Here is a 22,121-nt window from a genome sequence, read left to right as displayed (position 1 = left end):
CAGGGCGGGGTGCGTGGGTGACTGAAGGTTCGTAGGGGCTTGTCGCGCAGTTCCCCGCGCCCCTTGAAAGCAAGTAAGGGACTCCTGTGGCAGGACGGTTTTCTCCTCGGGCCACGCGTACGACCGTGCGCGGTGGGCAGGTCGAGGTGCCCGCCGGTGTGGCGTCCGGGGTGCCTCGGCAGGTCGCCGTTGCGGGGCGGGTGCGGGAGTGGATTCCGCCGGGGCCTCTCGATCTCGGGCTGGTGCTCGGGCCGCTTCGGCGGGGGCCGGGTGATCCGACGTTCCGGGCGATGCCGGACGGGTCCGTGTGGCGGGCCAGTCTCACCCCGGCCGGGCCGGGGACGCTGCGGGTCTCGGCCGCGGCGGCCGGAGGCGCGGTGCGCGGGGAGGCCTGGGGACCGGGGGCCGACTGGCTGTTGGAGCAGTTGCCCGAGCTGCTCGGGGCCTCGGATGCGCCGGAAGCCTTCGTGCCACGGCACCGGGTGGTGGCCACCGCCCGGCATCGGCGGCCGGGGTTGCGGCTGACGCGGACCGGGCTGGTGCTGGAGTCGTTGATTCCGTCCGTGCTGGAACAGAAGGTCACCACCGACGAGGCCTATCGCGCGTGGCGGTTGCTGGTGCGGAAGTTCGGGGAGCCGGCGCCGGGGCCCGCGGCGGACGGGCGGCTGTGGGTGATGCCCTCGCCTCGGACGTGGGCGCTGATCCCGTCGTGGGAGTGGCATCGGGCCGGGGTCGACGACAAGCGGGCGTCGACGATTCTTCGGGCCGTGCGGGTGGCACGGCGGCTGGAGGAAGCCGTCGGGATGACGACGGAGGCTGCGCAGGCTCGGCTGGAGGTCGTGCCGGGGATCGGGCCCTGGACCTCGGCGGAGGTCGTGCAGCGCAGCCATGGGGCGGCGGACGCGGTGACCGTGGGGGATCTGCATCTGCCGGGGATCGTGGGGTGGGCGTTGGCGGGGAATCGGGATGCGGACGACTCGGTGATGCTGGAGTTGCTGGAGCCGTATGCGGGGCAGCGGCATCGGGCGGCTCGGCTGATCTCGTTGAGTGGGCAGGTGCCTAAGCGGCGGGCGCCGCGGATGTCTGTGGGGGACATCAGGGGGTTGTGATGGCCCCCGTCCCAGGGGGCGCTGCCCCCTGGACCCCCGTTCGGCCTGGACGGCCTCGTCCTCAAACGCCGGACGGGCTGAGATGTCCTCACCCGCGCTCGACAGGTACCCCTGGACGGGCTGGAATGTCCTCAGCCGGGCTCGACACGTGCCCCCGTTGGTTACTGGTCCGAGGAGAAGCGGACTGCTCCTGGGGGGATTGTGGTGTCGCACCAGATTCTTGCGCCCTCTCGGAGTTCGTTGTCGGGGCCTATGACCGCTCCGTCTCCGATGACCGTGCCGGTGAGGATGGAGCGTTCGCCGACTCGGGCGCGGGCGCCGATGAGGGAGTCGGTGATGACGGCGCCCGGTTCGATGACCGCGCCGGGGAGGATCGTCGAGCCGAAGACCCTCACGCCCCGTGCCACGGACGCGCCCTCGCCCACCACCGTGCCGCCCGTCAGTTTCGCGTCGGGGGCGACCCTGGCCGTCGGGAGGACCAGGCGGTCGCCGCAGCGGCCGGGGACCGCGGGGGACGGGGCCCGGCCGAGGACCAGGTCCGCCGAGCCGCGGACGAAGGCCGCCGGGGTGCCCAGGTCGAGCCAGTACGTCGAGTCGACCATGCCCTGGAGGTGGGCTCCGGCCGCGAGGAGGCCGGGGAACGTCTCGCGCTCCACCGACACCGGGCGGCCCGGCGGGATGGTGTCGATGACCGAGCGGCGGAAGACGTACGCCCCCGCGTTGATCTGGTCGGTGACGATCTCCTCCGGGGTCTGCGGCTTTTCGAGGAACGCCAGGACCCTGCCCGTCTCGTCCGTGGGGACCAAGCCGTACGCCCTCGGGTCCGTCACCTGGGTGAGGTGGAGGGAGACGTCCGCCGACTTCGCCTGGTGCGTCGCCACCAGGCGTCCGATGTCCAGGCCGGTGAGAATGTCGCCGTTGAAGACCAGGACCGGATCGTCCGGGGCCGAGGTGAGGCGGGACGCCGCGTTGCGGATCGCGCCGCCGGTGCCGAGGGGCTCGTCCTCCGTCACGTACTCGAGGTGCAGGCCGAGCGCCGAGCCGTCGCCGAAGTACGGTTCGAAGACCTCCGCCAGATAGCTCGTCGCGAGGACGATGTGCTCCACGCCCGCCGCTCTCGCCCGCGCCAGCTGGTGCGTGAGGAACGGCACCCCCGCCGCCCTGACCATCGGCTTGGGCGTGTGCACCGTGAGCGGGCGCAGTCGGGTGCCCTTGCCGCCGACCAGGAGGATCGCTTCAGTCACCTTCGTCTCTGCTTCCTGCCGGGACCGGCCGAACTCCGAACCGTGCGTCTTTCGGCCGGACAGTGTATGCAGACCTCGCGTGGACCCTCTTGCGGACGCGGACGAGGTGAGCTCCGGGGTCTCGCCCTGACCCCGGAGCTCGCGAGCGTTGCCGTCCGGTCAGCGGCCCTGGTAGCCCGCCGAGGTCGAGCGGGCCGAACCGAGTTTGCCGTAGAGCTGCTTGCCGGGGCACTCCGTGGCGAACCCGTCCCGATGGCCGGAGATCACGTTCAGCCGTACGTTCTTCCCCTTGGCGTAGAGATTGCCACCCGCGGACTTCAGGTATGTCTTTCCTTTCGGATTCGCCCCGAAGAGGCCGAGTTTCCACGCCGTCAGCCGGGCGACGGCGTTGACCGTGGCCGAGTTCGGCTTGGCGGAGGTGAACGTGCCGAGGACGGCGATCCCCATGCTGTTGCTGTTGAAACCCAGGGTGTGGGCGCCGAGCACCGGCTTCGCCACTCCCCCGGCGCGACCCTCGTAGATCTTCCCGCACTTGTCGACGAGGAAGTTGTAGCCGATGTCGCGCCAGCCCATGCTCCTGACGTGGTAGCGGTAGATACCGCGGATGACGGACGCCGCCTGGGAGCACTTGTAGCTGTTGCCCGACGCCGTGTGGTGCACGAACGCCGCCTTGACCTTCGTCGTGTACGCGAAGTTCTTCTCACGCAGGTTCTCGTCCGCTCCCCAACCGCGCCGGGTGACGATGCTCGGGCGCGGGCCGATGTACGGCTTCGCCCGCTGGGCCTCCGTCAGCTCGGCCGCGCGCAGGGTGAAGAGCTCGCGTTCGGTGCCCGGGCGGTCCAGGGCGGGGATCTCCGTCGCGCCGAGCGGGGCGAGGGGGGTGTTGGCTGCGGAGGCGGCCTTCGTCTCGGCGGACATTCCCTCGGGCAGACCCTCGGGCATTCCCTCGGGCAGTTCTGCGGGCAGTTCTGCGGGCAGTTCTGCGGGCATTCCCTCGGACATTCCCGCGGGCAGTTCTGCGGGCGCTCCCGCGGGCAGTTCTGTCGTTGCGGATGGTCCTGACGCCGATTCCGGGTCGGTTGCGTTCTGTGGTGTGTTGTCCGTTGCCGGGTCCGGTGGGTCCAGCGGCGCGGTCTCGGGGGGTGCCGCGCCGGTGCGCGGTGGGCCGGCCGGGACGTGTGCGGGGGTGGCTGCCCCCGGGTCGACCAGTTCCAGGCGCAGGCCGGAGGGGAGCGGGGCGGCGACCGAGCGGGTGCGGGTCCCGCGTCCCGTCTCCTCCGTGCGGCGTTCGGTGTCCGGATGGACGCGGATCTCGACGCCGTCGGAGTCGCCGACCCACAGCGGGGCCGTCGCGCCGCGGACCCGGCCCGAGGCGCTCTCGGACGTCTCGGGGTCGGCTCCGTGGTCGGCGTTGTGGGCCTCGACGTCCTGCCAGTCGGACCAGGCCGCGCTGTCGGCCGGGCGGGTGCGGACCTGGACGCGGCCGTGGAGTTCGGCCGTCGGGTCGTCCCAGACGACGCCCAGGAGGGAGAAGTGACGTACGTCCCGCCGGGGCAGGCCCTGGTCGGCGCCGGTGCCGCCGAGGGCCCGGTCGCCGGTGAGGGGGGTCAGGGGCAGCGACTGGGTGCTGCCCGGGAGGTCGGGAAGCTCGGGGAGCCCGGGGAGCCCGGAGCGGTCGGGGAGAGTCGAGGTGGTCGGGGTGTCGGGGCTCGTGGCCCTCTTCGTCCCGGTGGGCGCCGCCTCCGTGGCCGATGCCTGTCGCACCGTCGCCGCGTCGGCGGGCGGCGTCAGCGGGAGCGCGAGAGCTGCCGCGCACGTGACGCCGATCGAGGTAGCTAGCAATCCACGCATGCCACTGATCCTGGACATAGTCATACATTTCTGTCCATCGGGGAATTGACGTGCCGTCGGGGTGCGTTGCGCCGAACCGGTGGCTCCGGAAAGGCCCCGCGCGCGGTGGGGCGGCGCGGGCGGCGCGTACGCTTCTGTGGGTGACTGCCACCGATCGCACCCCTGCCGACCTGCTGCGTTCCGCGCTGGCCGCGGACCCCGCGCGCCCCCTGGTGACCTTCTACGACGACGCCACGGGCGAGCGGGTCGAATTGTCCGTCGCCACCTTCGCCAACTGGGTGGCCAAGACCGCGAACCTCCTCCAGGACGGACTGTCCGCCGAGCCCGGCGACCGGGTCGCCCTGCTGCTGCCCGCGCACTGGCAGACGGCGGTGTGGCTGCTGGCGTGTTCCTCGGTGGGGGTCGTCGCGGATGTGGCCGGGGATCCGTCGAAGGCGGACTTCGTGGTGGCCGGGCCCGGGGAGTTCGAGGCGGGGCTGGCGTGCCGGGGCGAGCGGTACGCGTTGTCGCTCGCGCCGCTCGGGCGGCGGTTCGTGCCGGGGCCTCCGGACGGGTACGACGACTACGCGGTGAACGTCCCGAGTTTCGGGGACCGTTTCGCGGCATACGTTCCCGTCGACGCGGAGGCGCCCGCGCTGATCGTGGCCGGGGCGGAGTACACCGGCGCCGAGATCGTGGAGCGCGCGCGGGCGGAGGCGGCGGGGCTGGGGTTGACCGGGCCCGGGTCGCGGCTGCTGTCGGGGTTGCCGTACGACACGTGGGACGGGTTGAGCGCGGGGTTGTACGCGCCGTTGGCGAGTGGGGGGTCGGTGGTGTTGTGCCGGCATCTCGAGGAGGCGGGCGAGGAGGTTGTGGCTCGGCGGGTCGTGAGCGAGCGGGTGTCTGCGACGGCTCGGTAGGTACGGGGTGTTTTTGGGGCGGTTGGTGAATGTGGGCGTGGGTTGAGTCTGGACGTCGGTCCGTGGCGACGTTGCTGGGGGCTGCCACCCCCAGGCCCCCGCTTCGGCCCTGAACGGGCCTCGTCCTCAAACGCCGGACGGGCTGAGTACACGCGCCCCCGCCCACAAGGCACCGCGCGTCCCACGGGCTGAATACACGCGCCCCCGCCGAGCAGGCGCCGCCCGCCCCACGGACTGAATACACGCACCCCCGCCCACAAGGCACCGCACTCCCCACGCACTGAATACACACGCCCCCGCCGAGCAGGCGCCGCCCGCCCCGCGCACTGAATACACGCGCCCCCCACCGAGCAGGTGCCGCGCGCCCCAGAATCACGCCCGCCCCGCGCGCCGAGTACACACACCCGCCGGCCAGGCGTCCTCACCCGTTCGGCTTATGCCCAGCCACCCCCGTGGAGCGGTTCGCGGGATGGTCGTAGGAGTGGCTCTGCGCGCTGGTGCGGCGGGAGGGGTGATCGGGCGTGATGTTCTCGGCGGGTTCCGGTGGGTCCCTCGGGCCCGGGATGGGGGCGTCCGCCGATGGGCGGGGGCTGGTGCGGCGGCGTCGGCGGCGGTGGGTGCGGTACGGGGTGGGGGCGGTGGGGGTGGTCGTCCTGGGCGTGGGGGTGGCCGGGTGGGTCGTCTATGTGAAGCTCGACGGGAACATCACGCCCGACGAAGCCGCCGCGGCCGAGCTTGCCCGGTATGCGAAGGAGCGGCCGACGTCGTTGGTGAAGGACGCGCAGAACATCCTGCTCGTCGGGTCGGACTCGCGGTCCGGGGACGGGAACGAGAAATACGGGCGGGACTCCGGGACCGAGCGGTCGGACACGACGATCCTGTTGCATCTGGCCGCCGGGCGGCGCAGCGCCACCGCCGTCTCCCTGCCGCGCGATCTGATGGTGAACGTGCCGGGGTGTCTGCGGGCGGACGGGAAGCGGACCGAGCCGATGTTCGCGATGTTCAACTACGCCTTTCAGACCGGGGGTTCGGCCTGCACCATCCGGACCGTGGAGAAACTGACCGGGGTGCGGATCGATCACCATGTCGTCGTCGACTTCAGCGGGTTCAAGGATGTCGTCGACGCCGTTGACGGAGTCGAGGTCTGTCTCGAGGAGGCGATCAGCGACAAGGACGCCGGGCTGCGGCTGCCCGCCGGGAAGGTCACGCTCGACGGGGAGCAGGCGCTCGGGTATGTGCGGGCCCGCAAGTCGCTGGGGAACGGCAGTGACACCGACCGGATGGACCGGCAGCAACGGTTTCTCGGAGCGCTCGTCAACAAGGTGCAGAGCAATGACGTCCTGCTGAATCCGGTGAAGCTGTATCCGGTGCTGGACGCGGCCACGTCCTCTCTCACCACCGACCCGGCGCTGGCGAGTCTGCGCGGGCTGTACGAACTCGTGCGCGGTCTTCGCGACATTCCCACCGAACATGTGCAATTCCTGACCGTTCCACGGGAGTCGTACGTCCACAACGCGAATCGCGACCAACTCGTCGAGGCCGAGGCGGAGAAACTCTTCGAACGGCTGCGGACCGACACGCCGGTCGTGGTTTCTCAGGAAGTTCCCACGAACTCGTCGCCTGCGGAGTCGGGCGGTCACGGGCCGTACCGGCCGGGGGTGGTGTGGCGTGCGGCTTCCGGAGTGTTTTCGCCCACTCCGCCCGCTCCCACGTTCCGCGGAAACACGGCCGCCGAGGACAGCTGCGGGTAAAGCGCTTGCCAAGCCCTGCCCTTCCGGTGAACTGGAGTTCCAGGAAATGCGATGGATTGCCCGGTTGTAGGGGCGTGGAATTTGTCACGGCCGTCGCTTCGCGTCGAACTTGGCGGATAGTGTGAGCGATCCGGTGCACCCGGCCGCGAGGTCCTTCCTGGGGTCGCGCACCGAGTGACCGAGACCCGAGCGCCTTTAGAGGGGGAAAAGGCGCCGCGTGGCCCCGACGGAGGATTCGGACAACCGTGGACGCGCAAGGCCGTGGGCGGGCGGACAACATCGATCCCGCAGACCAGTGGGTGCTCAATCCGAACACCGGCGAATACGAACTGCGACTGAGTCCTTCCGCACCGCAGTCGTCGGTGCCCGGGCCTCGTAGATCTGACTCCGGTACGACCGGGAGCGGTGGCTCGGCTCGGGGGCGGGATTCGCCGTCCCCCGCTTCGCCGTTCCCTTCTTCGCCCTCACCGTCCTCGACGGCCGCGGCGTCGCCGTCCTCGTCGTCCTCGTCGTCCGAGCAGGTGCCCGGGCAGCGTCGGCGACGGGGCGCGCCCGCGGAGGAGGCCGCGTCGAACCGGCGTGGGCGCCGGCCGGTGAAGAAGAAGTCGAAGGCGAAGAAGATACTGCTGTGGACCGGCGGGATCATGGCCTTCGTCCTGGTGGGTACGGCCGGTGCGGCCTACCTGTATCTGGAGCACCTGAACGACAACATCACGTCCGTCTCCGACGACGGCGCGAGCACCGGTGGCTTCAGCAAGGACAAGGCGATCAACCTGCTGGTGATCGGCACCGACAAGCGCACCGGCTCCGGCAACGAGGGCTACGGCGACTCGGGCAGCGTGGGCCATGCGGACACCACGATCCTGCTGCACGTCTCCAAGGACCGGACGAACGCGACCGCGCTGAGCATTCCGCGCGACCTGATCGTGGACATTCCGGACTGCGAGACCCAGCAGGAGGACGGCACCACCAAGGTCATCCCGGGCACGGACGACGTCCGGTTCAACACCAGCCTCGGGCAGGACGGCCGGACGCCGAGCTGCACCGTGCGCACGGTCACCGAGCTGACCGGGATCCAGGCGGACAATTTCATGGTCGCCGACTTCAACGCGGTGAAGACGCTGACCACGGCGGTCGGCGGGGTCGAGGTGTGCCTGGCCAAGGACATCGACGACGAGGACTCGCATCTGAAGCTGTCGAAGGGCACGCACACCATCCAGGGCGAGGAGGCGCTGGCCTTCGTGCGCACCCGGCACTCGGTGGGCTTCGGCGGCGACCTCAGCCGGATCGCGCTCCAGCAGCAGTTCCTGAGCGCCCTGATGCGCAAGCTGAAGTCGAACGACACGCTCACCAGCCCGACCAAGATGATAAAGCTGGCCGAGGCGGGCACGAAGGCGCTGACCGTCGACTCCCAGCTGGACACCATCGACAAGCTGAAGGACCTCGGGCTCGAGCTGGGCAAGCTCAACGTCAAGAACCTGACCTTCACCACGGTGCCGGTGGTCGACAACCCGACCGAGAAGGTCAAGGCCACCGTCGTGGTGAACGAGTCGACCGCGCCCACCGTCTTCCAGATGATCAAGGACGACGTCTCGTTCACCGAGGTGCAGCAGCAGGCGGCGGCGTCGAAGGACGCGGCGGCCGCGGCCGCGGCGGCCCGTCTCAAGGGCACCCAGTCCGCCGCCTCCGAGGTGCGGGTGCAGGTCATGAACGGCGGCGCTCCCGCCGGCAGCGCACAGGAGACTCTTAACTGGCTGCAGAATGATGAGGGCGTGACGAAGTCCGAGAACGCCGGCAACGCGCCCGCGGAGCTGAGCAAGACGACGCTCGAGTACGCGCCCGACCAGGCCGCACAGGCACGCAAGCTCGCCGCCATCATGGGGCTGGCGGGCACCGCCCTGAAGCCGGGCAAGAGCGTCACCAACTCCCAGGGTCTGCCGACCATGACCTTGACGCTGGGCAAGGACTTCAAGGGCGCGGGCGTCTCGCTCACCGCCCCGGTCACCGTGCCGGACACGGTCGAGAAGTCCACGGCGGACAAGGTCGAGTGCGCCAAGTAGGTAACCCTTCGGGCCCGTCGTGCGTCTGACTGGACGCGGGACGGGCCCGTGTCAGGCGCACGGCGGGGAGGGGCAGGGGAATGGCGGGGAGCAGTGGGGTGCGGGGGGAGGTTCCCGCGGTCGACGACACGGTGTCACCGACTGCGCGGGGCCGGCAGGATCAGGACGCGCCCGAAGGGGACGTCGAGGGGGACGTCGAAGGAGACGTCTCAGCGGCCCGGAAGTCCGGGACCGCCGGGACGGCCGGGACCGCCGGGACGGCCGGGACCTCCGGGGCGACCGGGGAATCCGGCGCGGGCGGCGGCAGCGGCGGGGACGGGCGCGGTGGGCGTCGTGGCACCGACCGCAAACGCCGTCGTCGACGCGCGTTGCGCTGGTCCGCGACCGTGCTCGCGGTGGTGATACTCGGCGGCGCGGGGGCCGGATACCTCTACTACGAACACCTCAACTCGAACATCAAGAGCGACGACCTGAACATCGGCGACGCCAAGGACCGGGCCGCGGTGCCGGAGGCCAACGAAGCCGGGCAGACGGCGCTGAACATCCTGCTGATCGGTTCGGACGCCCGTGACAGCGCGGCCAACCAGAAGCTCGGCGGCGCCAAGGACACCTTCGGCGGTCCCCCGCTGGCGGACGTCCAGATGCTGCTGCACATATCGGCGGACCGCAGCAACATGTCGGTGGTGAGCATGCCGCGCGACACGCTCCTGGACATACCCAAGTGCACGGACCCCGACGACGGGACCACCTACCAGGCGCTGACGAACGAGATGACGAACGTGTCGCTCGGGCGCGGCGGGCCCGGCTGCACGGTGGCCACCTGGGAGAAGCTCACCGACATCCACATCGACCACTTCATGATGATCGACTTCTCGGGTGTGGTGTCCATGGCGGACGCGATAGGCGGCGTCCCGGTCTGCGTGGACGCCAACGTCTACTCGCACACCTACAGCGGCAAGGGCTCCGGCCTGAGGCTGGAGAAGGGCACCACCTCCATCAAGGGCAAGCAGGCCCTGCAGTGGCTGCGCACCCGCTACGGCTTCGAGGACGACACCGACCTCGCCCGCGCCAAGGCGCAGCACATGTACATGAACTCGATGGTCCGCGAGCTGCGCGCCAACGCCAAGCTGACCAACCCCAACAAGCTGCGCAAGCTCGCCGAGGCGGCCACCAAAGCGATCACCGTCGACGACGGCCTGGACACCATCACGAAGATGTACGACCTGGCGGGCGAGCTGCAGAAGGTGCCCACCGACCGCATCACGATGACGACCATGCCGAACCGCTACCAGGGCAGCCGGGTGGTCCCGACGGACGACGCCACACAGCTGTTCCGGCTGGTGCGCGACGACATCGCGCTGGACGGCAAGGACGTCAAGAAGCCCACCGCCAGCCCGACGCCGACGGTCGTCGCGGATCCGGCCGCCGCGAACGACGAGATCGCGGTGCAGGTGCACAACGGCACCTCCACGGACACGCTGGCCCCGGTGCGCGGGCGGGCGACCGCCGTGAAGGGGCTGCTGGCGGGCAAGGGCTTCGACGAGGCCGTCGCGGACACCTCGGCGGCCACCGCCGAGGCGAAGACGGTGGTCCGCTACCCGAGCGCCGACCTCCAGGGCGACGCCGAGGCCGTCGCGAAGGCCCTCGGCATCCCGGCGAGCCAGGTGAAGAAGTCCACCGACGTCTCCGGGGTCATGGTCGTCGTGGGCGCCGACTGGCGGTCGGGGACCACGTACAAGGTGGCGGTGCCGGACGACACGACGCCCGACACCGCCGGGGCGATCAACGCCTCCGACACCAGTCAGTGCATGCACGTGGACCCGAACTACACCTGGTAGTCCGGGTCCGGGGCCGATTCCTGCAGCGGGGTCCTCAGCGCGCGTCGCTGAGGACCGCGGGGCGGCGCGAGGCGATGACCTTCCTGGCCAGCGACTTCGGGCTGGTCAGGAAGCCGAAGCCCCAGCTCATGTGCATGGTGGCGAGGGCGACGGGGATCTGCAGCCGGGCCTTCGCCGGCAGCCCCTTGCCCGCCGGCAGCGATCCGGCGACTATCGCCGCGAGGTAGCCGCCGGGGATCACGAAGCCCAGCGGGGTGAGCACGGCGCCCGCCACGAGACCGGCCGCGATCAGGCACACCGCGGTCGGCGGGGCGAGGTAGCGCAGGTTGATGGAGCCCTCGTGGTAGCGGGCCACGACGTGCCGCCAACGGCCGTAGTCCTTGTACTGCTTGGCGAGCGCGCGCACGCTCGGCCGCGGCCGGTAGGACACCTTCAGCTCGGGCGAGAACCAGATCAGCCCGCCGGCCTCGCGGATCCGGAAGTTCAGCTCCCAGTCCTGGGCGCGGATGAACTCCTCGTTGTAGCCGCCCTGTTGCTCCAGCGCCTCGCGCCGGAAGACGCCCAGGTACACGGTCTCGGCCGGGCCGGCCTGCCCTCCCGTGTGGAAGGCGGCGTTGCCGACCCCGATCTTCGAGGTCATGGCCGCGGCGACCGCGTGCTCCCAGTCGTTCTCGCCCTCGGCGTGCATGATGCCGCCGACGTTCTGCGCGCCGGTCTCCTCCAGGAGCCGCACCGCGGTGGCGATGTAGTTCGGCGAGAGCATGCCGTGCCCGTCCACGCGGACGACGATCGGATGGCGCGAGGCCTTGATCGCGGCGTTGAGCGCGGCGGGCGTGCGGCCGGTGGGGTTGGGGACCGTGTGCACGCGCTTGTTCTTATGGGACGCAGTTTCGGACACGAGCTCGGCCGCGATCTCTTCCGTACGGTCCCTGGACGGACCGATGGCGATCACGACCTCCATCTCGCCGGGGTACTCCTGCGCGAGGATCGCTTGGACGGCTCCGCGCAGATGCCGTTCCTCGTTGAGGACGGGCATGATCACAGACACGGCGGGGAGCTGCACGTCGGGCTTGGCGTTCATAGGACGCTCACGTTACCGCGAACGGGGGACACGGCCCGCCCCGCCGGGTGCGGCTGCACCGGTCGGCAGATCGTATGGCCCTACTGTGCGAACGGCTTCCCCCGCCCCACGGTCGCCGCCCGGAGGTGCCCCCCATGCCCACCACCCCGCTCCGGTCCCCGCGCCGCCCGCACCCTCGGCGCCGCGTGCCGCGTTCCCCCGTTCGCCGCCGACGCCCCCGCTGGGCCGTCCGGGCGGCGACCACGCTCTCGGTGGTGCTGCTCGCCGCCGCCGGCATCGGTCACTCGGTGATCAGCAGCCTCGACGCGGACATCGCCCGGGTCGACCCCTTCAAGGACATGAAGAACCGTCCGCAGGCCGGCCACGGCATGAACGTCCTGCTGGTCGGCACCGACGGCCGCGACCGGATCACGGAGGCGGAACGCCGGCGGTACCGCCTGGGCGGGGCCCCCTGCCACTGCACCGACACGATCATGATCGTGCACATCTCGGAGGACCGGGAGCGGGCCAGCGTGGTCAGCCTGCCGCGCGACTCCTACGCCGAGACTCCCCCGCACACCGACCAGGTCACCGGCAAGCGGCACCACGGCCACCCGCTGAAGATCAACGCCGCGTACGCCGAGGGCGGCCCGCAGCTGACCGTCCGCACGGTCGAGCACATGACGCATGTGAAGATCGACCACTATCTGGAGGTCGACTTCACCAGCTTCATGAAGACGGTGGACGTCCTCGGCGGCGTGAAGATCTGCACCGCCAAGCCGCTGAAGGACTCGTACACGGGCCTGGACCTGGCGCCGGGCGCGCACACGCTCATGGGCGGCGAGGCGTTGCAGTACGTGCGCTCCCGGCACGCGGACGGCTCCTCCGACCTGGGCAGGATGAAACGCCAACAGCGCTTCCTGGCGGCCCTGGTGGACCGCGCCACCTCCTCCGGGATCCTGCTGAACCCGCTGCGGTTCCGGGACGTGACCCGGGCGGTGCTCGGCTCGGTGCGCGCGGACCGGGGCTTCGGCGCCGACGAACTGCTCGACCTCGGCCGGGCGATGCGCACCTTCTCCCCTTCGTCCTCCGAGTTCACCACCGTCCCCATCGGCCAGATGGGATACGTCGTGAAGGGCATCGGCTCGACGCTGAAGTGGGACCCGGTGAAGTCGCAGCGCCTCTTCCGGGCCCTGCGCGACGACAAGCCCCTGGCCGCGACCGCCCGCGCGCTCGACGGCCGGGTCGCGCGGGTGGACGTGGCCCCGCAGCAGATCCGGGTCCAGGTGGAGAACGGCACGCGCACGGCCGGCCTCGGCAGACGGGTGGACACGGCGCTGGCCGCGGTGGGCTTCCGCACGACCCGGCAGCCGGTCAGCTCGGCCGACCCCGCCGCCCGGCGCACGGTCGTCGCCTACGACCCCCGCTGGGACCGCTCCGCGAAGTCCCTCGCGACCGCCCTGCCGGGCAGCGAGCTGCGCGCGGTCAAGGGGCTCGGGGCGACGCTGAAGGTGATCGCGGGCGCGGACTTCCGCGAGGTGCGCACGGTACGGGCGGTGGACGCGGAGCAGGGCGAGTTCGGAGTGGTGCGCGGGGACGAGGTCGGCTGCCCGTAGCTCCGCTGGGGGTGCCGCAATGTGCCGTCGTGACGCTGCGGCGCCGTCGTGACGCTGCGGCGCCGTCGTGACGCTGCGGCGCCGTCGTGACGCTGCGGCGCCGTCGTGACGCTGCGGCGCCGTCGTGGCGCTGCGGCGCCGTCGTGGCTGGTCGCGCAGTTCCCCGCGCCCCTTTGGGGCGCTGCCGAGCCGCTGCCGACTTCGCGCGCCACGCTTCTTGGTTCCCGGGAGGGCGCCGGGCGGCTCTCCGATGGCGGGGGTGCGTCGTAGGGCGTAGGACGGAAGACGGAAGAGCGGCCTCGGGCCCGCCCCGGGCCCCCGCACCCCCTGGAGGAGCCATGACCCAGCCCGGAACGATGAACGCCATGAGCAAGCAGATGCAGGACTGCGTCGAGGCGTGCATGTCCTGCCACAGCATGTGCGAGGAGACCATGAGCTCCTGCATGCAGATGGGCGGCGGCCAGGCCCAGATGCAGATCATGCGCGCGCTGCTGGACTGCGCCGAGACGACCCGTATGTGCGCCGACATGATGATGCGGCGCTCGGCCCTGTCGGCCGAGATGTGCGCGATGTGCGCCAAGGCGTGCGAGATGTGCGCGGAGGCGTGTATGGCCATGCCGGACGATCCGCAGATGATGCGCTGCGCGGAGTCCTGTCGCCGCTGCGCCGAGATGTGCCGCACGATGGCCGGCGCCACGATGTGAGCACCGCCCACGCGTGACGAGGGGCACCCCGGACCGGGGTGCCCCTCGTCATGTCCGCCCGTTCAGTTGCCCGAGACGGTGACCTTCTCGTCGTTCTTCAGCTGGCTGACGAGGGTCTTCACCTTCGCCTTGTCCCAGACGAGGTTGCTGCCGGTCGAGCCGGAGATCGGCATGTTCATCGACTTGCCGTCGCCGCTGTTGACGCCCTTCATCGCGAAGAACATGGACGCCAGGTCGTACAGGCCCATGTCCTTGTCGACGATCAGGGACTCCAGGCCCGAGCCCATGGTCGGGTACAGCTTGAACGGGTTGAGGACCGTACCCGGGGTGGCGACCTGGTTGGCGAGGGCCGCGAGGAACTTCTGCTGGTTCTTCGTGCGGTCGAGGTCGGAGCCCGCGAGCGCGTACCGGGTGCGGACGAACGCGAGGGCCTCCTCGCCGTTCAGCGTCTGCTTGCCCTTCTTGAGGTCGGCGCCGGACTTGGTGTCCTTGATGTCCTGCGGGATGTCTATCTCGACGCCGCCGACCGAGTCGACGATGTTCGCGAAGCCTGCGAAGCCGATCTCCACGTAGTGGTCGATGCGCAGGCCGGTGTTGAACTCGACCGTGCGCACCAGCAGTTCGGGGCCGTCCTCGGCGTAGGCGGCGTTGAGCTTGGTGTGCCGGCCGGTGCCCTTGTACGTCTTGCCGGACTCGGAGCCGACGAACGACGGGATCTCCACGTCGGAGTCGCGGGGCAGCGAGATCAGGGTGTCGCCGTTGGAGCCGGTGTGCAGGATCATCATCGAGTCCGTGCGCTTGCCCTCGGCGGAACCGGTGTGCAGTTCCTTCTTCTCCTCGGCGGACATGCCCTCACGGCTGTCGGAGCCGACGATGAGGTAGTTCGTGCCCTCGCCCGCCTCGGGCCGGTCGATGACCTTCGAGAGGTCGACGTCGCGCTGGAGCTTGGAGTCGGCCCAGAAGTACGTGCCGACGCCCGTCACGACCAGCACGGTCACGACCGAGATCGCCGTCCACTTGATACGGCGGCGCCAGTTGGGCGCGGGGCGCGGGCCGCGGGTGTCATGGCCCCCAGGGCCGGCCGGTCCGCCCGGCCCGCCGGGGTCGCCGCCGTAGACCTGGCCCGAGCTGTAGCCGCTGTCGTACCCGGTCTGCTGGGCGTTCGTGTAGTCGCCGTGTCCCTGACCGTTGACGTACGACGGCTGCGGCGGGACGCCGGCGCTGCTAGGCGGGGCCGCCGGGCCACGGCGGACCTGCCGCATGACGCGGGCGCTCTCGGGCTGTGCGCTCGCGCTGCCGCTTCCGTACCGGTTGCCGCGGTCGTTGTCGGACCATCCCTCGGGCCAATCGTTCATGCGGACCAGTGTGCAGGTCGCTGCTGTGTCGCTGACAGGGGCGTCGGAAAATCACAGCGCGGCTGTGGCCAAGCTGACACAAAGTCCCGGGTCGTCTCCCTCGGCATAAGGTGGAGGACATGACAGACCAGGTCACCGCAGTGGACTCGGGCAGCACTCCGGACATCCCGGGCAAGCCCACATCCGCGTCCCGCACCACGCTCAGCCACATCATGGGCCACAACGACACCAACCTGCTGGGCACGGTGCACGGTGGCGTGATCATGAAGCTCGTCGACGACGCGGCGGGCGCCGTGGCCGGCCGGCATTCCGGCGGGCCCGCCGTCACCGCGTCCATGGACGAGATGGCGTTCCTGGAGCCGGTCCGGGTCGGCGACCTCGTGCATGTGAAGGCCCAGGTGAACTGGACCGGCCGGACCTCGATGGAGGTCGGCGTCCGGGTGCTGGCCGAGCGCTGGAACGAGTCCGCCCCGGCCACCCAGGTCGGCTCGGCCTATCTGGTCTTCGCCGCCGTCGACGCCGACGGCAAGCCCCGCCCGGTCCCCCCGGTCGTCCCGGAGACGGAGCGCGACGAACGCCGTTACCAGGAGGCCCAGATCCGCCGCACCCACCGCCTGGCCCGCCGCCGCGAGATCAGGGAACTGCGCGAGCGACGGGTGGCGGAGGGACTGGCGGACTGAACCCCCGGGTTTTCGGCTTTCGTTCGGCGCTGCCCGCATGATCAGCTAACCCCTGTCATGTGCAGGAAGCCTCTGGGGAGGGGCGTGATGGGGGGGCGCATCGATGAGCGTGACCGCGCAGGAGACGACACAGCCGTGCCCGCGGTGCGGGGCGGTGATCCGGGGGGACGGCAGGTTCACCGTCTGGTGCGCCGCCTGCGACTGGAACGTGGACCCGGAGGAGCGGCAGGAGGAGCCGGGTCGGCTGGACCGGATACGGCGCGCCCTGGCCCGCCGTCACGGCGAGAAGCTGCTCGCCGAGGTCACCTCCGGCGGGACGCTGCGGGCCCGCCGGGACGCCCCCGCGCTCCTCGCCGCAGTGATCGCACTCACCGTGCACGGCCTGACGGTGGCACTGGCGGCCGGCGGGATCTGGCTGCTCGTCGAAGGGTGGGGCCGGCCTCTGATGGCGCTCGGTGCGCTGCTGCTGGTGCTGACCTGGCCGCTGAGCCCCCGGCCGCCCCGGCTCCCCCGCGACACCCCCGTGCTGTACCGCGACGCCGCCCCCGCGCTGTTCTCGCTGATCGACGAGGTCGCCGCGGTCGCCGGCACACGCGGCGTGCACGCCGTCGTGATCGACGACTCGGTGAACGCCGGCGTCCTGGCCTACGGACTGCGCGGACGGCGGATGCTGACACTGGGACTGCCGCTCTGGGAGATCCTCACCCCGCGGCAGCGGATCGCCCTGCTGGGGCACGAACTCGGCCACTACGGCAACGGCGACATCCGGCACCACATGGTCCTGGGGAACGCCTACGCATCGCTGACGACTTGGCGGTACTACTTCGTGCCCACCAAGGCCGCCGAGACGCCCGTCGAGCTCTTCACCAACCTGCTGCTCGTCCTGCCCCGCTGGCTCGTCACCGGCGTCCTGGTCGTGTTCGACCGGCTGACCCTGCGTGCTGCGCAGCGGTCCGAGTACCTCGCCGACCGGGTGGCCGCGCGGGCCGGGTCCACTGAGGCCGCCGTGGAGCTCATGGACCGTTTGCTGGCCGCCGACTCGGCGGAGGGCGTCCTGCGCCGCGAGGCGAACCTGGCCGCGCTGGGCGGACCGCGGGGCGTCCGGAGGGCAGAGGCGGGGGCGGATGCGCTGTGGGACCAGCTGGCCGCCCATGTCGCCTCCGTCCCGGAGTCCGAGTACGAACGCCGTCGACGGGCGGGCGCCCTGCACGGCCACAGCGTGGACACGACGCACCCGCCGACCCATCTCAGACGCGCCTGCCTGCTCGCCGTCGAGGCCGTACCGGCAGCGGTGACGACGGACGACGAGCGGGACGCCCGCATCGCCGCGGAGCTCTCCGAGGCACGGCGCACGGTGGGCCGCCGGATCGTGCGGGACGGGCCGCGCCGCTGAGCGGCCCTCGGCCCGCCCCGCCCTCGGCCCGCCCCGGCCCTACGGCAGGTTCCTCGCCATCACGATCCGCTGGACTTGATTCGTACCCTCATAAATCTGGGTGATCTTGGCGTCGCGCATCATGCGTTCCACCGGGTAGTCGCGGGTGTAGCCGTAGCCGCCGAGGAGTTGGACGGCGTCCGTGGTGACCTCCATGGCGACGTCCGAGGCGAAGCACTTGGCGGCCGCGCCCTGGAAGGTGAGGTCGGCGTCCAGGCGTTCGGAGGCGGCCGCGGCCTGGTAGGTGAGGGCGCGGGCGGCCTCGATCTTCATGGCCATGTCGGCCAGCATGAACTGGATGCCCTGGAAGTCGGCGATCGCCTTGCCGAACTGCTTGCGCTCCTGGACATAGCCCTTGGCGTAGTCGAACGCGCCCTGGGCGACGCCCAGCGCCTGGGCGGCGATGGTGATGCGGGTGTGGTCCAGGGTCTTCATCGCGGTCGCGAAGCCGGTGCCCTCCTCGCCGATCATGCGCTCCGCCGGGATGCGCACGTTGTCGAAGTAGACCTCGCGGGTCGGGGAGCCCTTGATGCCGAGCTTCTTCTCCGGGGCGCCGAAGGACACCCCCGGGTCGGACTTCTCCACGACGAAGGCCGAGATGCCCTTGGTGCGCTTGGTGGGGTCGGTCACGGCCATGACCGTGTAGTACTCGCTGACGCCGGCGTTGGTGATCCAGCGCTTCACGCCGTTGAGGATCCAGTGGTCGCCGTCGCGGACCGCCTTGGTCTTCATGCCGCCCGCGTCCGAGCCCGCGTCCGGCTCGGAGAGGGCGTACGAGAACATCGCCTCGCCCTTGGCCAGCGGCGTCAGGTACTTCTTCTTCAGGTCCTCGGAGCCGGAGAGGATCACCGGGAGCGAGCCCAGCTTGTTCACCGCGGGGATGAGCGAGGAGGACACGCAGGCGCGGGCCACCTCCTCGATGACGATCACCGTCGCCAGGGCGTCCGCGCCCGTGCCGCCGTACGACTCGGGTACGTGCACCGCGTGCAGGTCGCTCGCCACCAGCGCGTCCAGCGCCTCCTGCGGGAAGCGGGCCTCCTCGTCCACCGCGGCGGCGTACGGCGCGATCTTCGCCTCGGACAGCGAGCGGATGGCGTCGCGGAGCATGTCGTGCTCCTCGGACGGACGGTACAGGTCGAAGTCAGCCGATCCGGACAAGGTGTCTCACGCTCCAAATACGCTGCGGTGTCACGACGCTAATTACCGTTAAGTAACTCAAATTTTAGGGGCCCTCCCGACCGCGTGGCACGTGAGTTTGGCGACAAGGACAAAACAAGGACGAAGCGGGGGGCGTCCCCAGCGACATCTGCCCGGTGAGGGGCCCCGACATGCCCCGACTATGCTCGGGCGCGCAGCGTCGGCATCACTCGTCAGGAGCATCCATGGCCCTCAAGATCACCGTGATCGGCACCGGCTATCTCGGCGCCACGCACGCCGCGGCCATGGCCGAGCTGGGCTTCGAGGTGCTCGCTCTGGACGTCGTGCGCGAGAAGATCGAGATGCTGGAGCGCGGCGAGACCCCGATGTACGAGCCGGGGCTGGAGGAGCTGCTGCGCCGGCACGTCGCCGGGTTCGAGGGGACCAGCGGGCGGCTGCGGTTCACCCAGGACTGGGCCGAGGTGGGGGCCTTCGGCGACGTCCACTTCGTCTGTGTGAACACTCCGCAGAAGCACGGCGAGTACGCGTGCGACATGTCGTACGTCGAGTCCGCGATCGCCTCGCTCGCCCCGCATCTGACGCGGCCGGCCCTCGTCGTCGGCAAGTCGACCGTGCCCGTGGGCTCCGCCGAGCGGCTGGCCCGGACGATCGCCGAGCTGGCGCCCGCCGGGGAGGACGCCGAGCTCGCCTGGAACCCGGAGTTCCTGCGGGAGGGCTTCGCGGTCCAGGACACGCTGCACCCGGACCGGATCGTGGTCGGGGTGCGCAGCGAGCGGGCCGAGGCGCTGCTGCGGCAGGTGTACGAGACGCCGGTCGGGGAGGGGTCGCCGTTCGTGGTCACCGACTTCCCCACCGCCGAGCTGGTGAAGACCTCCGCGAACTCCTTCCTCGCCACCAAGATCTCCTTCATCAACGCCATGGCGGAGGTGTGCGAGGCCGCCGACGGCGACGTGGCGAAGCTGGCGGAGGCGATCGGGTACGACGACCGGATCGGCAAGAAGTTCCTGCGGGCCGGGATCGGCTTCGGCGGCGGCTGTCTGCCCAAGGACATCCGGGCGTTCATGGCGCGCGCCGGTGAGCTGGGGGCCGACCAGGCGCTGACCTTCCTGCGCGAGATCGACTCGATCAACATGCGCCAGCGCGGTCAGATGGTGGAGCTGGCCCGGCAGGCGCTGGGCGGCGGGTCCTTCCTGGGCAAGCGGATCGCCGTGCTGGGCGCCACGTTCAAGCCCGATTCGGACGACGTCCGGGACTCGCCCGCGCTCAACGTCGCCGGGCAGATCCATCTCCAGGGCGGACAGGTCACGGTGTACGACCCGAAGGGGATGGCGAACGCCCGCCGGGTCTTCCCGACCCTCGGCTACGCCGACTCGGCCCTGGAGGCCGTGCGGGGCGCCGAGGCCGTCCTGCACCTGACCGAGTGGCAGGAGTTCCGCGAGCTGGACCCGGCGGCGCTGGGCGAGGTCGCGACGGACCGGCTGATCCTCGACGGGCGCAACGCGCTCGACCCCGTGCTGTGGCGCAAGGCCGGGTGGACGTACCGGGCGATGGGCCGCCCGACCGCGTAAGCGCTCCGCTGGTGCCGCGATGTGTCGGTGTTCCGCTGCGGCGCCGTCGTGGCTGGTCGCTCCCCCACTCTCGGCTGCGCTCGAGCGGGGGGGACCCCCATCGCGGCGGAGCCGCATATGTCAGCGCCCCGCGCCCCTTCGTAGCGCTGCCGAACCGTCGCCGACTTCGCCCGACCTGCTGCTGCCGCTGTCGCGGGCGCAGGGCGACGCCGGTTCGGCCGAGGCTCAGTCGGCCGAACCGGCGTCTTGTTGCATTCTGCACCACGCAGCTGTGCGGCGAGTGGTGAACTACTTCGCGCGGTAGCGGCGCATCTTGGCGCGCGCCCCGCACACCTGCATCGAGCACCAGCGGCCCCGGCCCGCCGGACTGCGGTCGTAGTACGCCCAGTGGCAGGTCACGGCCTCGCAGGCCTTCAGCCGGGGCCAGGTGCCGGCGATCAGCGCGGCGGCCACGGCGGCGGCCGTCCGGGAGAGCAGCGGGGCCGCGTCCGCGGGGGTGAGGCGGGCGGAGCCGTCGTCCGCGTCGACGGTCACCAGCAGGGGGGCGGACGCGAGCAGCTCGCCCAGCGGGGTCACCGCGCGGTGCGGTGCGTGGCCCGCGTGGGCGAGCAGGGCCACGCGCAGGGACTCGCGCAGCTCACGGGCGCGCGCGAGTTCGTCCTCTTCGTCGGTGAGCCCGAACCGCGCGCGGCCGTCCGCCGTGTCCAGCGAGTCGGCGCCCGACTCCAGGTCCAGCGTGTTCACCAGCGACTCCACGAGGGCCAGTTCCCCGGGGGCGGCCGATCGCTCATTCATGCTTGCGACGTTACCTCCTATGCGGGAGCATGCAGTAACCGTTACCTGCTAACGGCTGCATCAGGTAACCCGTAACCCGAGGAGGAGTCATGGCTCTCGCCGAGCTGGGTGTCGTCGTCCTGGACTGTCCCGACCCGCGTGCGCTCGCCGGTTTCTACGCCGAGGTGCTGGGCGGCAGCGTCGAGAGCGACGACGGGGACTGGGTGGATCTGAAGGTGCCCGGCGGTCAGGCGCTGGCCTTCCAGGCCGCCCCCGGGTTCGTGCCGCCCGCGTGGCCCGCGCCCGAGCACTCGCAGCAGTTCCATCTGGACCTGACCGTCGACGACCTGGACGCGGCCGAGCGGGGCGTGCTGGCGCTGGGCGCGACGCCGCTGGACACGGAGGACCGCTCGCGCGGCTGGCGGGTGTACGCGGACCCGGCCGGGCATCCGTTCTGTCTGTGCAGGTCCTGACTGTGCAGGTCCTGAAACCGCCGGTGTCCGAGAAGTCAGGAGGGTCCATGGCACCCGTCGCCCGGTTCCGCAACGTCGTGCTCGACTGTCCCGATCCGCGTGCGCTCGCCGCGTTCTACGCGGCGGTCGTGGGCGGCACCCCCGAGTGGGAGGAGGGGGAGGAGGACTGGGTCGTCCTCCAGGTGCCCGGCGGGCCCCGGCTGGGCTTCCAGGAGGTGGCCCGGTACACCCCGCCGGAGTGGCCGCGCTCCGACCGCAACGGGCAGCAGTTCCACCTCGACCTCGACGCGGGCTCCACCTGGGCGGAGATCGACGCGGCGCACGAGCGGGTGCTGGCGCTGGGCGCGCGGCCGCTGGACCTGACGGACCGGGAGAGGAAGGACTTCCAGGTGTACGCCGATCCGGCGGGGCATCCGTTCTGCCTGTGCCGGATCGCTCCGCTGGAGGTGCAGGGATAGGCCGTCGTTTCGGTGCCGCGCCGTCGTGGCCGGTCGCGCAGTTCCCCGCGCCCCTTCAGGGCGGTGCCCAGCCGCGGCCGCGGCCGCACCG

Annotated in this window: 18 protein-coding genes; 12 read left to right on the top strand and 6 right to left on the bottom strand. The window is 71.1% G+C overall.

Translation table 11 applies throughout. The features are described from left to right. Nucleotides 1-86 precede the first annotated feature (86 nt). Nucleotides 87-1,109: a DNA-3-methyladenine glycosylase family protein gene (locus ACWCPF_RS39095; RefSeq protein ID WP_451049897.1), complete on the top strand. Its 1,023-nt coding sequence runs from the start codon at nt 87-89 to the stop codon at nt 1,107-1,109. 161 nt (nt 1,110-1,270) lie between these two features. Here ACWCPF_RS39095 and ACWCPF_RS39090 read toward each other — a convergent pair whose 3' ends face one another. Together ACWCPF_RS39090 and ACWCPF_RS39085 are read right to left on the bottom strand one after the other, a co-directional pair. Continuing rightward, entirely contained in the window at nt 1,271-2,353 is a 1,083-nt protein-coding gene (locus ACWCPF_RS39090; RefSeq protein WP_451049896.1) for a sugar phosphate nucleotidyltransferase, read from the bottom strand. A 159-nt stretch (nt 2,354-2,512) separates the two neighbouring features. Beyond that, nucleotides 2,513-4,204, bottom strand: a complete 1,692-nt coding sequence (locus tag ACWCPF_RS39085) for an N-acetylmuramoyl-L-alanine amidase (RefSeq protein ID WP_451049895.1) — start codon at nt 4,202-4,204, stop codon at nt 2,513-2,515. Between the two features lie 140 nt (nt 4,205-4,344). Between ACWCPF_RS39085 and ACWCPF_RS39080 the strand changes: the two genes are divergently transcribed. From ACWCPF_RS39080 to ACWCPF_RS39065, 4 genes are all read left to right on the top strand, one after another. Beyond that, on the top strand, nt 4,345-5,103 hold the full coding sequence (locus tag ACWCPF_RS39080; RefSeq protein WP_451049894.1) for a TIGR03089 family protein: 759 nt from the start codon (nt 4,345-4,347) through the stop codon (nt 5,101-5,103). 563 nt (nt 5,104-5,666) lie between these two features. Next, the gene (locus ACWCPF_RS39075) at nt 5,667-6,854 is read left to right on the top strand and encodes an LCP family protein (protein ID WP_451049893.1); all 1,188 of its coding nucleotides are present in this window, start codon (nt 5,667-5,669) and stop codon (nt 6,852-6,854) included. 245 nt (nt 6,855-7,099) lie between these two features. After that, complete coding sequence (locus ACWCPF_RS39070) at nt 7,100-8,914, top strand: LCP family protein (protein WP_451049892.1); 1,815 nt, start codon at nt 7,100-7,102, stop codon at nt 8,912-8,914. A gap of 80 nt (nt 8,915-8,994) precedes the next feature. After that, on the top strand, nt 8,995-10,752 hold the full coding sequence (locus ACWCPF_RS39065) for an LCP family protein (protein ID WP_451049891.1): 1,758 nt from the start codon (nt 8,995-8,997) through the stop codon (nt 10,750-10,752). Nucleotides 10,753-10,786: 34 nt separating this feature from the next. Here ACWCPF_RS39065 and ACWCPF_RS39060 read toward each other — a convergent pair whose 3' ends face one another. Then, nucleotides 10,787-11,833: a glycosyltransferase family 2 protein gene (locus tag ACWCPF_RS39060; RefSeq protein WP_451049890.1), complete on the bottom strand. Its 1,047-nt coding sequence runs from the start codon at nt 11,831-11,833 to the stop codon at nt 10,787-10,789. A 134-nt stretch (nt 11,834-11,967) separates the two neighbouring features. Between ACWCPF_RS39060 and ACWCPF_RS39055 the strand changes: the two genes are divergently transcribed. Together ACWCPF_RS39055 and ACWCPF_RS39050 are read left to right on the top strand one after the other, a co-directional pair. Continuing rightward, the gene (locus ACWCPF_RS39055) at nt 11,968-13,428 is read left to right on the top strand and encodes an LCP family protein (protein WP_451049889.1); all 1,461 of its coding nucleotides are present in this window, start codon (nt 11,968-11,970) and stop codon (nt 13,426-13,428) included. Nucleotides 13,429-13,766: 338 nt separating this feature from the next. Further along, nucleotides 13,767-14,132: a four-helix bundle copper-binding protein gene (locus tag ACWCPF_RS39050; protein ID WP_451049888.1), complete on the top strand. Its 366-nt coding sequence runs from the start codon at nt 13,767-13,769 to the stop codon at nt 14,130-14,132. A 62-nt stretch (nt 14,133-14,194) separates the two neighbouring features. Here the strand turns inward: ACWCPF_RS39050 and ACWCPF_RS39045 are convergent, their stop codons facing one another. Next, entirely contained in the window at nt 14,195-15,487 is a 1,293-nt protein-coding gene (locus tag ACWCPF_RS39045) for an LCP family protein (RefSeq protein ID WP_451049887.1), read from the bottom strand. A 119-nt stretch (nt 15,488-15,606) separates the two neighbouring features. Here ACWCPF_RS39045 and ACWCPF_RS39040 point away from each other — a divergent pair, with 119 nt between their 5' ends. Together ACWCPF_RS39040 and ACWCPF_RS39035 are read left to right on the top strand one after the other, a co-directional pair. Beyond that, nucleotides 15,607-16,167, top strand: coding sequence for an acyl-CoA thioesterase (locus tag ACWCPF_RS39040; protein ID WP_451049886.1), 561 nt, complete (start codon nt 15,607-15,609; stop codon nt 16,165-16,167). 103 nt (nt 16,168-16,270) lie between these two features. Beyond that, nucleotides 16,271-17,560 carry a M48 family metalloprotease gene (locus ACWCPF_RS39035; protein ID WP_451049885.1) on the top strand — a complete coding sequence of 430 codons (1,290 nt, stop codon included), beginning with the start codon at nt 16,271-16,273 and terminating at the stop codon, nt 17,558-17,560. 39 nt (nt 17,561-17,599) lie between these two features. Here ACWCPF_RS39035 and ACWCPF_RS39030 read toward each other — a convergent pair whose 3' ends face one another. Further along, the gene (locus ACWCPF_RS39030; protein ID WP_451049884.1) at nt 17,600-18,757 is read right to left on the bottom strand and encodes an acyl-CoA dehydrogenase family protein; all 1,158 of its coding nucleotides are present in this window, start codon (nt 18,755-18,757) and stop codon (nt 17,600-17,602) included. A 224-nt stretch (nt 18,758-18,981) separates the two neighbouring features. On the opposite strand from ACWCPF_RS39030, the gene ACWCPF_RS39025 reads away from it, so the two are divergent. Then, nucleotides 18,982-20,325 (top strand): UDP-glucose dehydrogenase family protein, encoded by a 1,344-nt coding sequence (locus ACWCPF_RS39025; protein ID WP_451049883.1) that lies wholly within the window; start codon nt 18,982-18,984, stop codon nt 20,323-20,325. Between the two features lie 288 nt (nt 20,326-20,613). On the opposite strand, the gene ACWCPF_RS39020 is transcribed toward ACWCPF_RS39025, so the two are convergent. After that, entirely contained in the window at nt 20,614-21,120 is a 507-nt protein-coding gene (locus ACWCPF_RS39020) for a CGNR zinc finger domain-containing protein (RefSeq protein ID WP_451049882.1), read from the bottom strand. A gap of 89 nt (nt 21,121-21,209) precedes the next feature. Between ACWCPF_RS39020 and ACWCPF_RS39015 the strand changes: the two genes are divergently transcribed. Both ACWCPF_RS39015 and ACWCPF_RS39010 read left to right on the top strand, forming a co-directional pair. Next, nucleotides 21,210-21,572 carry a VOC family protein gene (locus ACWCPF_RS39015; protein WP_451049881.1) on the top strand — a complete coding sequence of 121 codons (363 nt, stop codon included), beginning with the start codon at nt 21,210-21,212 and terminating at the stop codon, nt 21,570-21,572. A 47-nt stretch (nt 21,573-21,619) separates the two neighbouring features. Continuing rightward, a complete protein-coding gene (locus ACWCPF_RS39010; RefSeq protein ID WP_451049880.1) occupies nt 21,620-22,030 on the top strand; it encodes a VOC family protein in 411 nt (136 codons plus the stop codon). Nucleotides 22,031-22,121: the final 91 nt, after the last annotated feature.

It is taken from the genome of Streptomyces sp. NPDC001858 (genome assembly GCF_053594615.1).
Note: the sequence above shows the minus strand (reverse complement) of the source record. Positions and strands in the feature narration are given on the sequence as shown.

Coding starts and splice junctions, on each gene's coding strand:
- ACWCPF_RS39085 (WP_451049895.1), bottom strand. CDS start 4,204: ATGCGTGGATTGCTAGCTACCTCGATCGGCGTCACGTGCGCGGCAGCT.
- ACWCPF_RS39075 (WP_451049893.1), top strand. CDS start 5,667: ATGGGGGCGTCCGCCGATGGGCGGGGGCTGGTGCGGCGGCGTCGGCGG.
- ACWCPF_RS39065 (WP_451049891.1), top strand. CDS start 8,995: ATGGCGGGGAGCAGTGGGGTGCGGGGGGAGGTTCCCGCGGTCGACGAC.
- ACWCPF_RS39060 (WP_451049890.1), bottom strand. CDS start 11,833: ATGAACGCCAAGCCCGACGTGCAGCTCCCCGCCGTGTCTGTGATCATG.
- ACWCPF_RS39055 (WP_451049889.1), top strand. CDS start 11,968: ATGCCCACCACCCCGCTCCGGTCCCCGCGCCGCCCGCACCCTCGGCGC.
- ACWCPF_RS39050 (WP_451049888.1), top strand. CDS start 13,767: ATGACCCAGCCCGGAACGATGAACGCCATGAGCAAGCAGATGCAGGAC.
- ACWCPF_RS39045 (WP_451049887.1), bottom strand. CDS start 15,487: ATGAACGATTGGCCCGAGGGATGGTCCGACAACGACCGCGGCAACCGG.
- ACWCPF_RS39040 (WP_451049886.1), top strand. CDS start 15,607: ATGACAGACCAGGTCACCGCAGTGGACTCGGGCAGCACTCCGGACATC.
- ACWCPF_RS39035 (WP_451049885.1), top strand. CDS start 16,271: ATGAGCGTGACCGCGCAGGAGACGACACAGCCGTGCCCGCGGTGCGGG.
- ACWCPF_RS39025 (WP_451049883.1), top strand. CDS start 18,982: ATGGCCCTCAAGATCACCGTGATCGGCACCGGCTATCTCGGCGCCACG.
- ACWCPF_RS39020 (WP_451049882.1), bottom strand. CDS start 21,120: ATGAATGAGCGATCGGCCGCCCCCGGGGAACTGGCCCTCGTGGAGTCG.
- ACWCPF_RS39015 (WP_451049881.1), top strand. CDS start 21,210: ATGGCTCTCGCCGAGCTGGGTGTCGTCGTCCTGGACTGTCCCGACCCG.
- ACWCPF_RS39010 (WP_451049880.1), top strand. CDS start 21,620: ATGGCACCCGTCGCCCGGTTCCGCAACGTCGTGCTCGACTGTCCCGAT.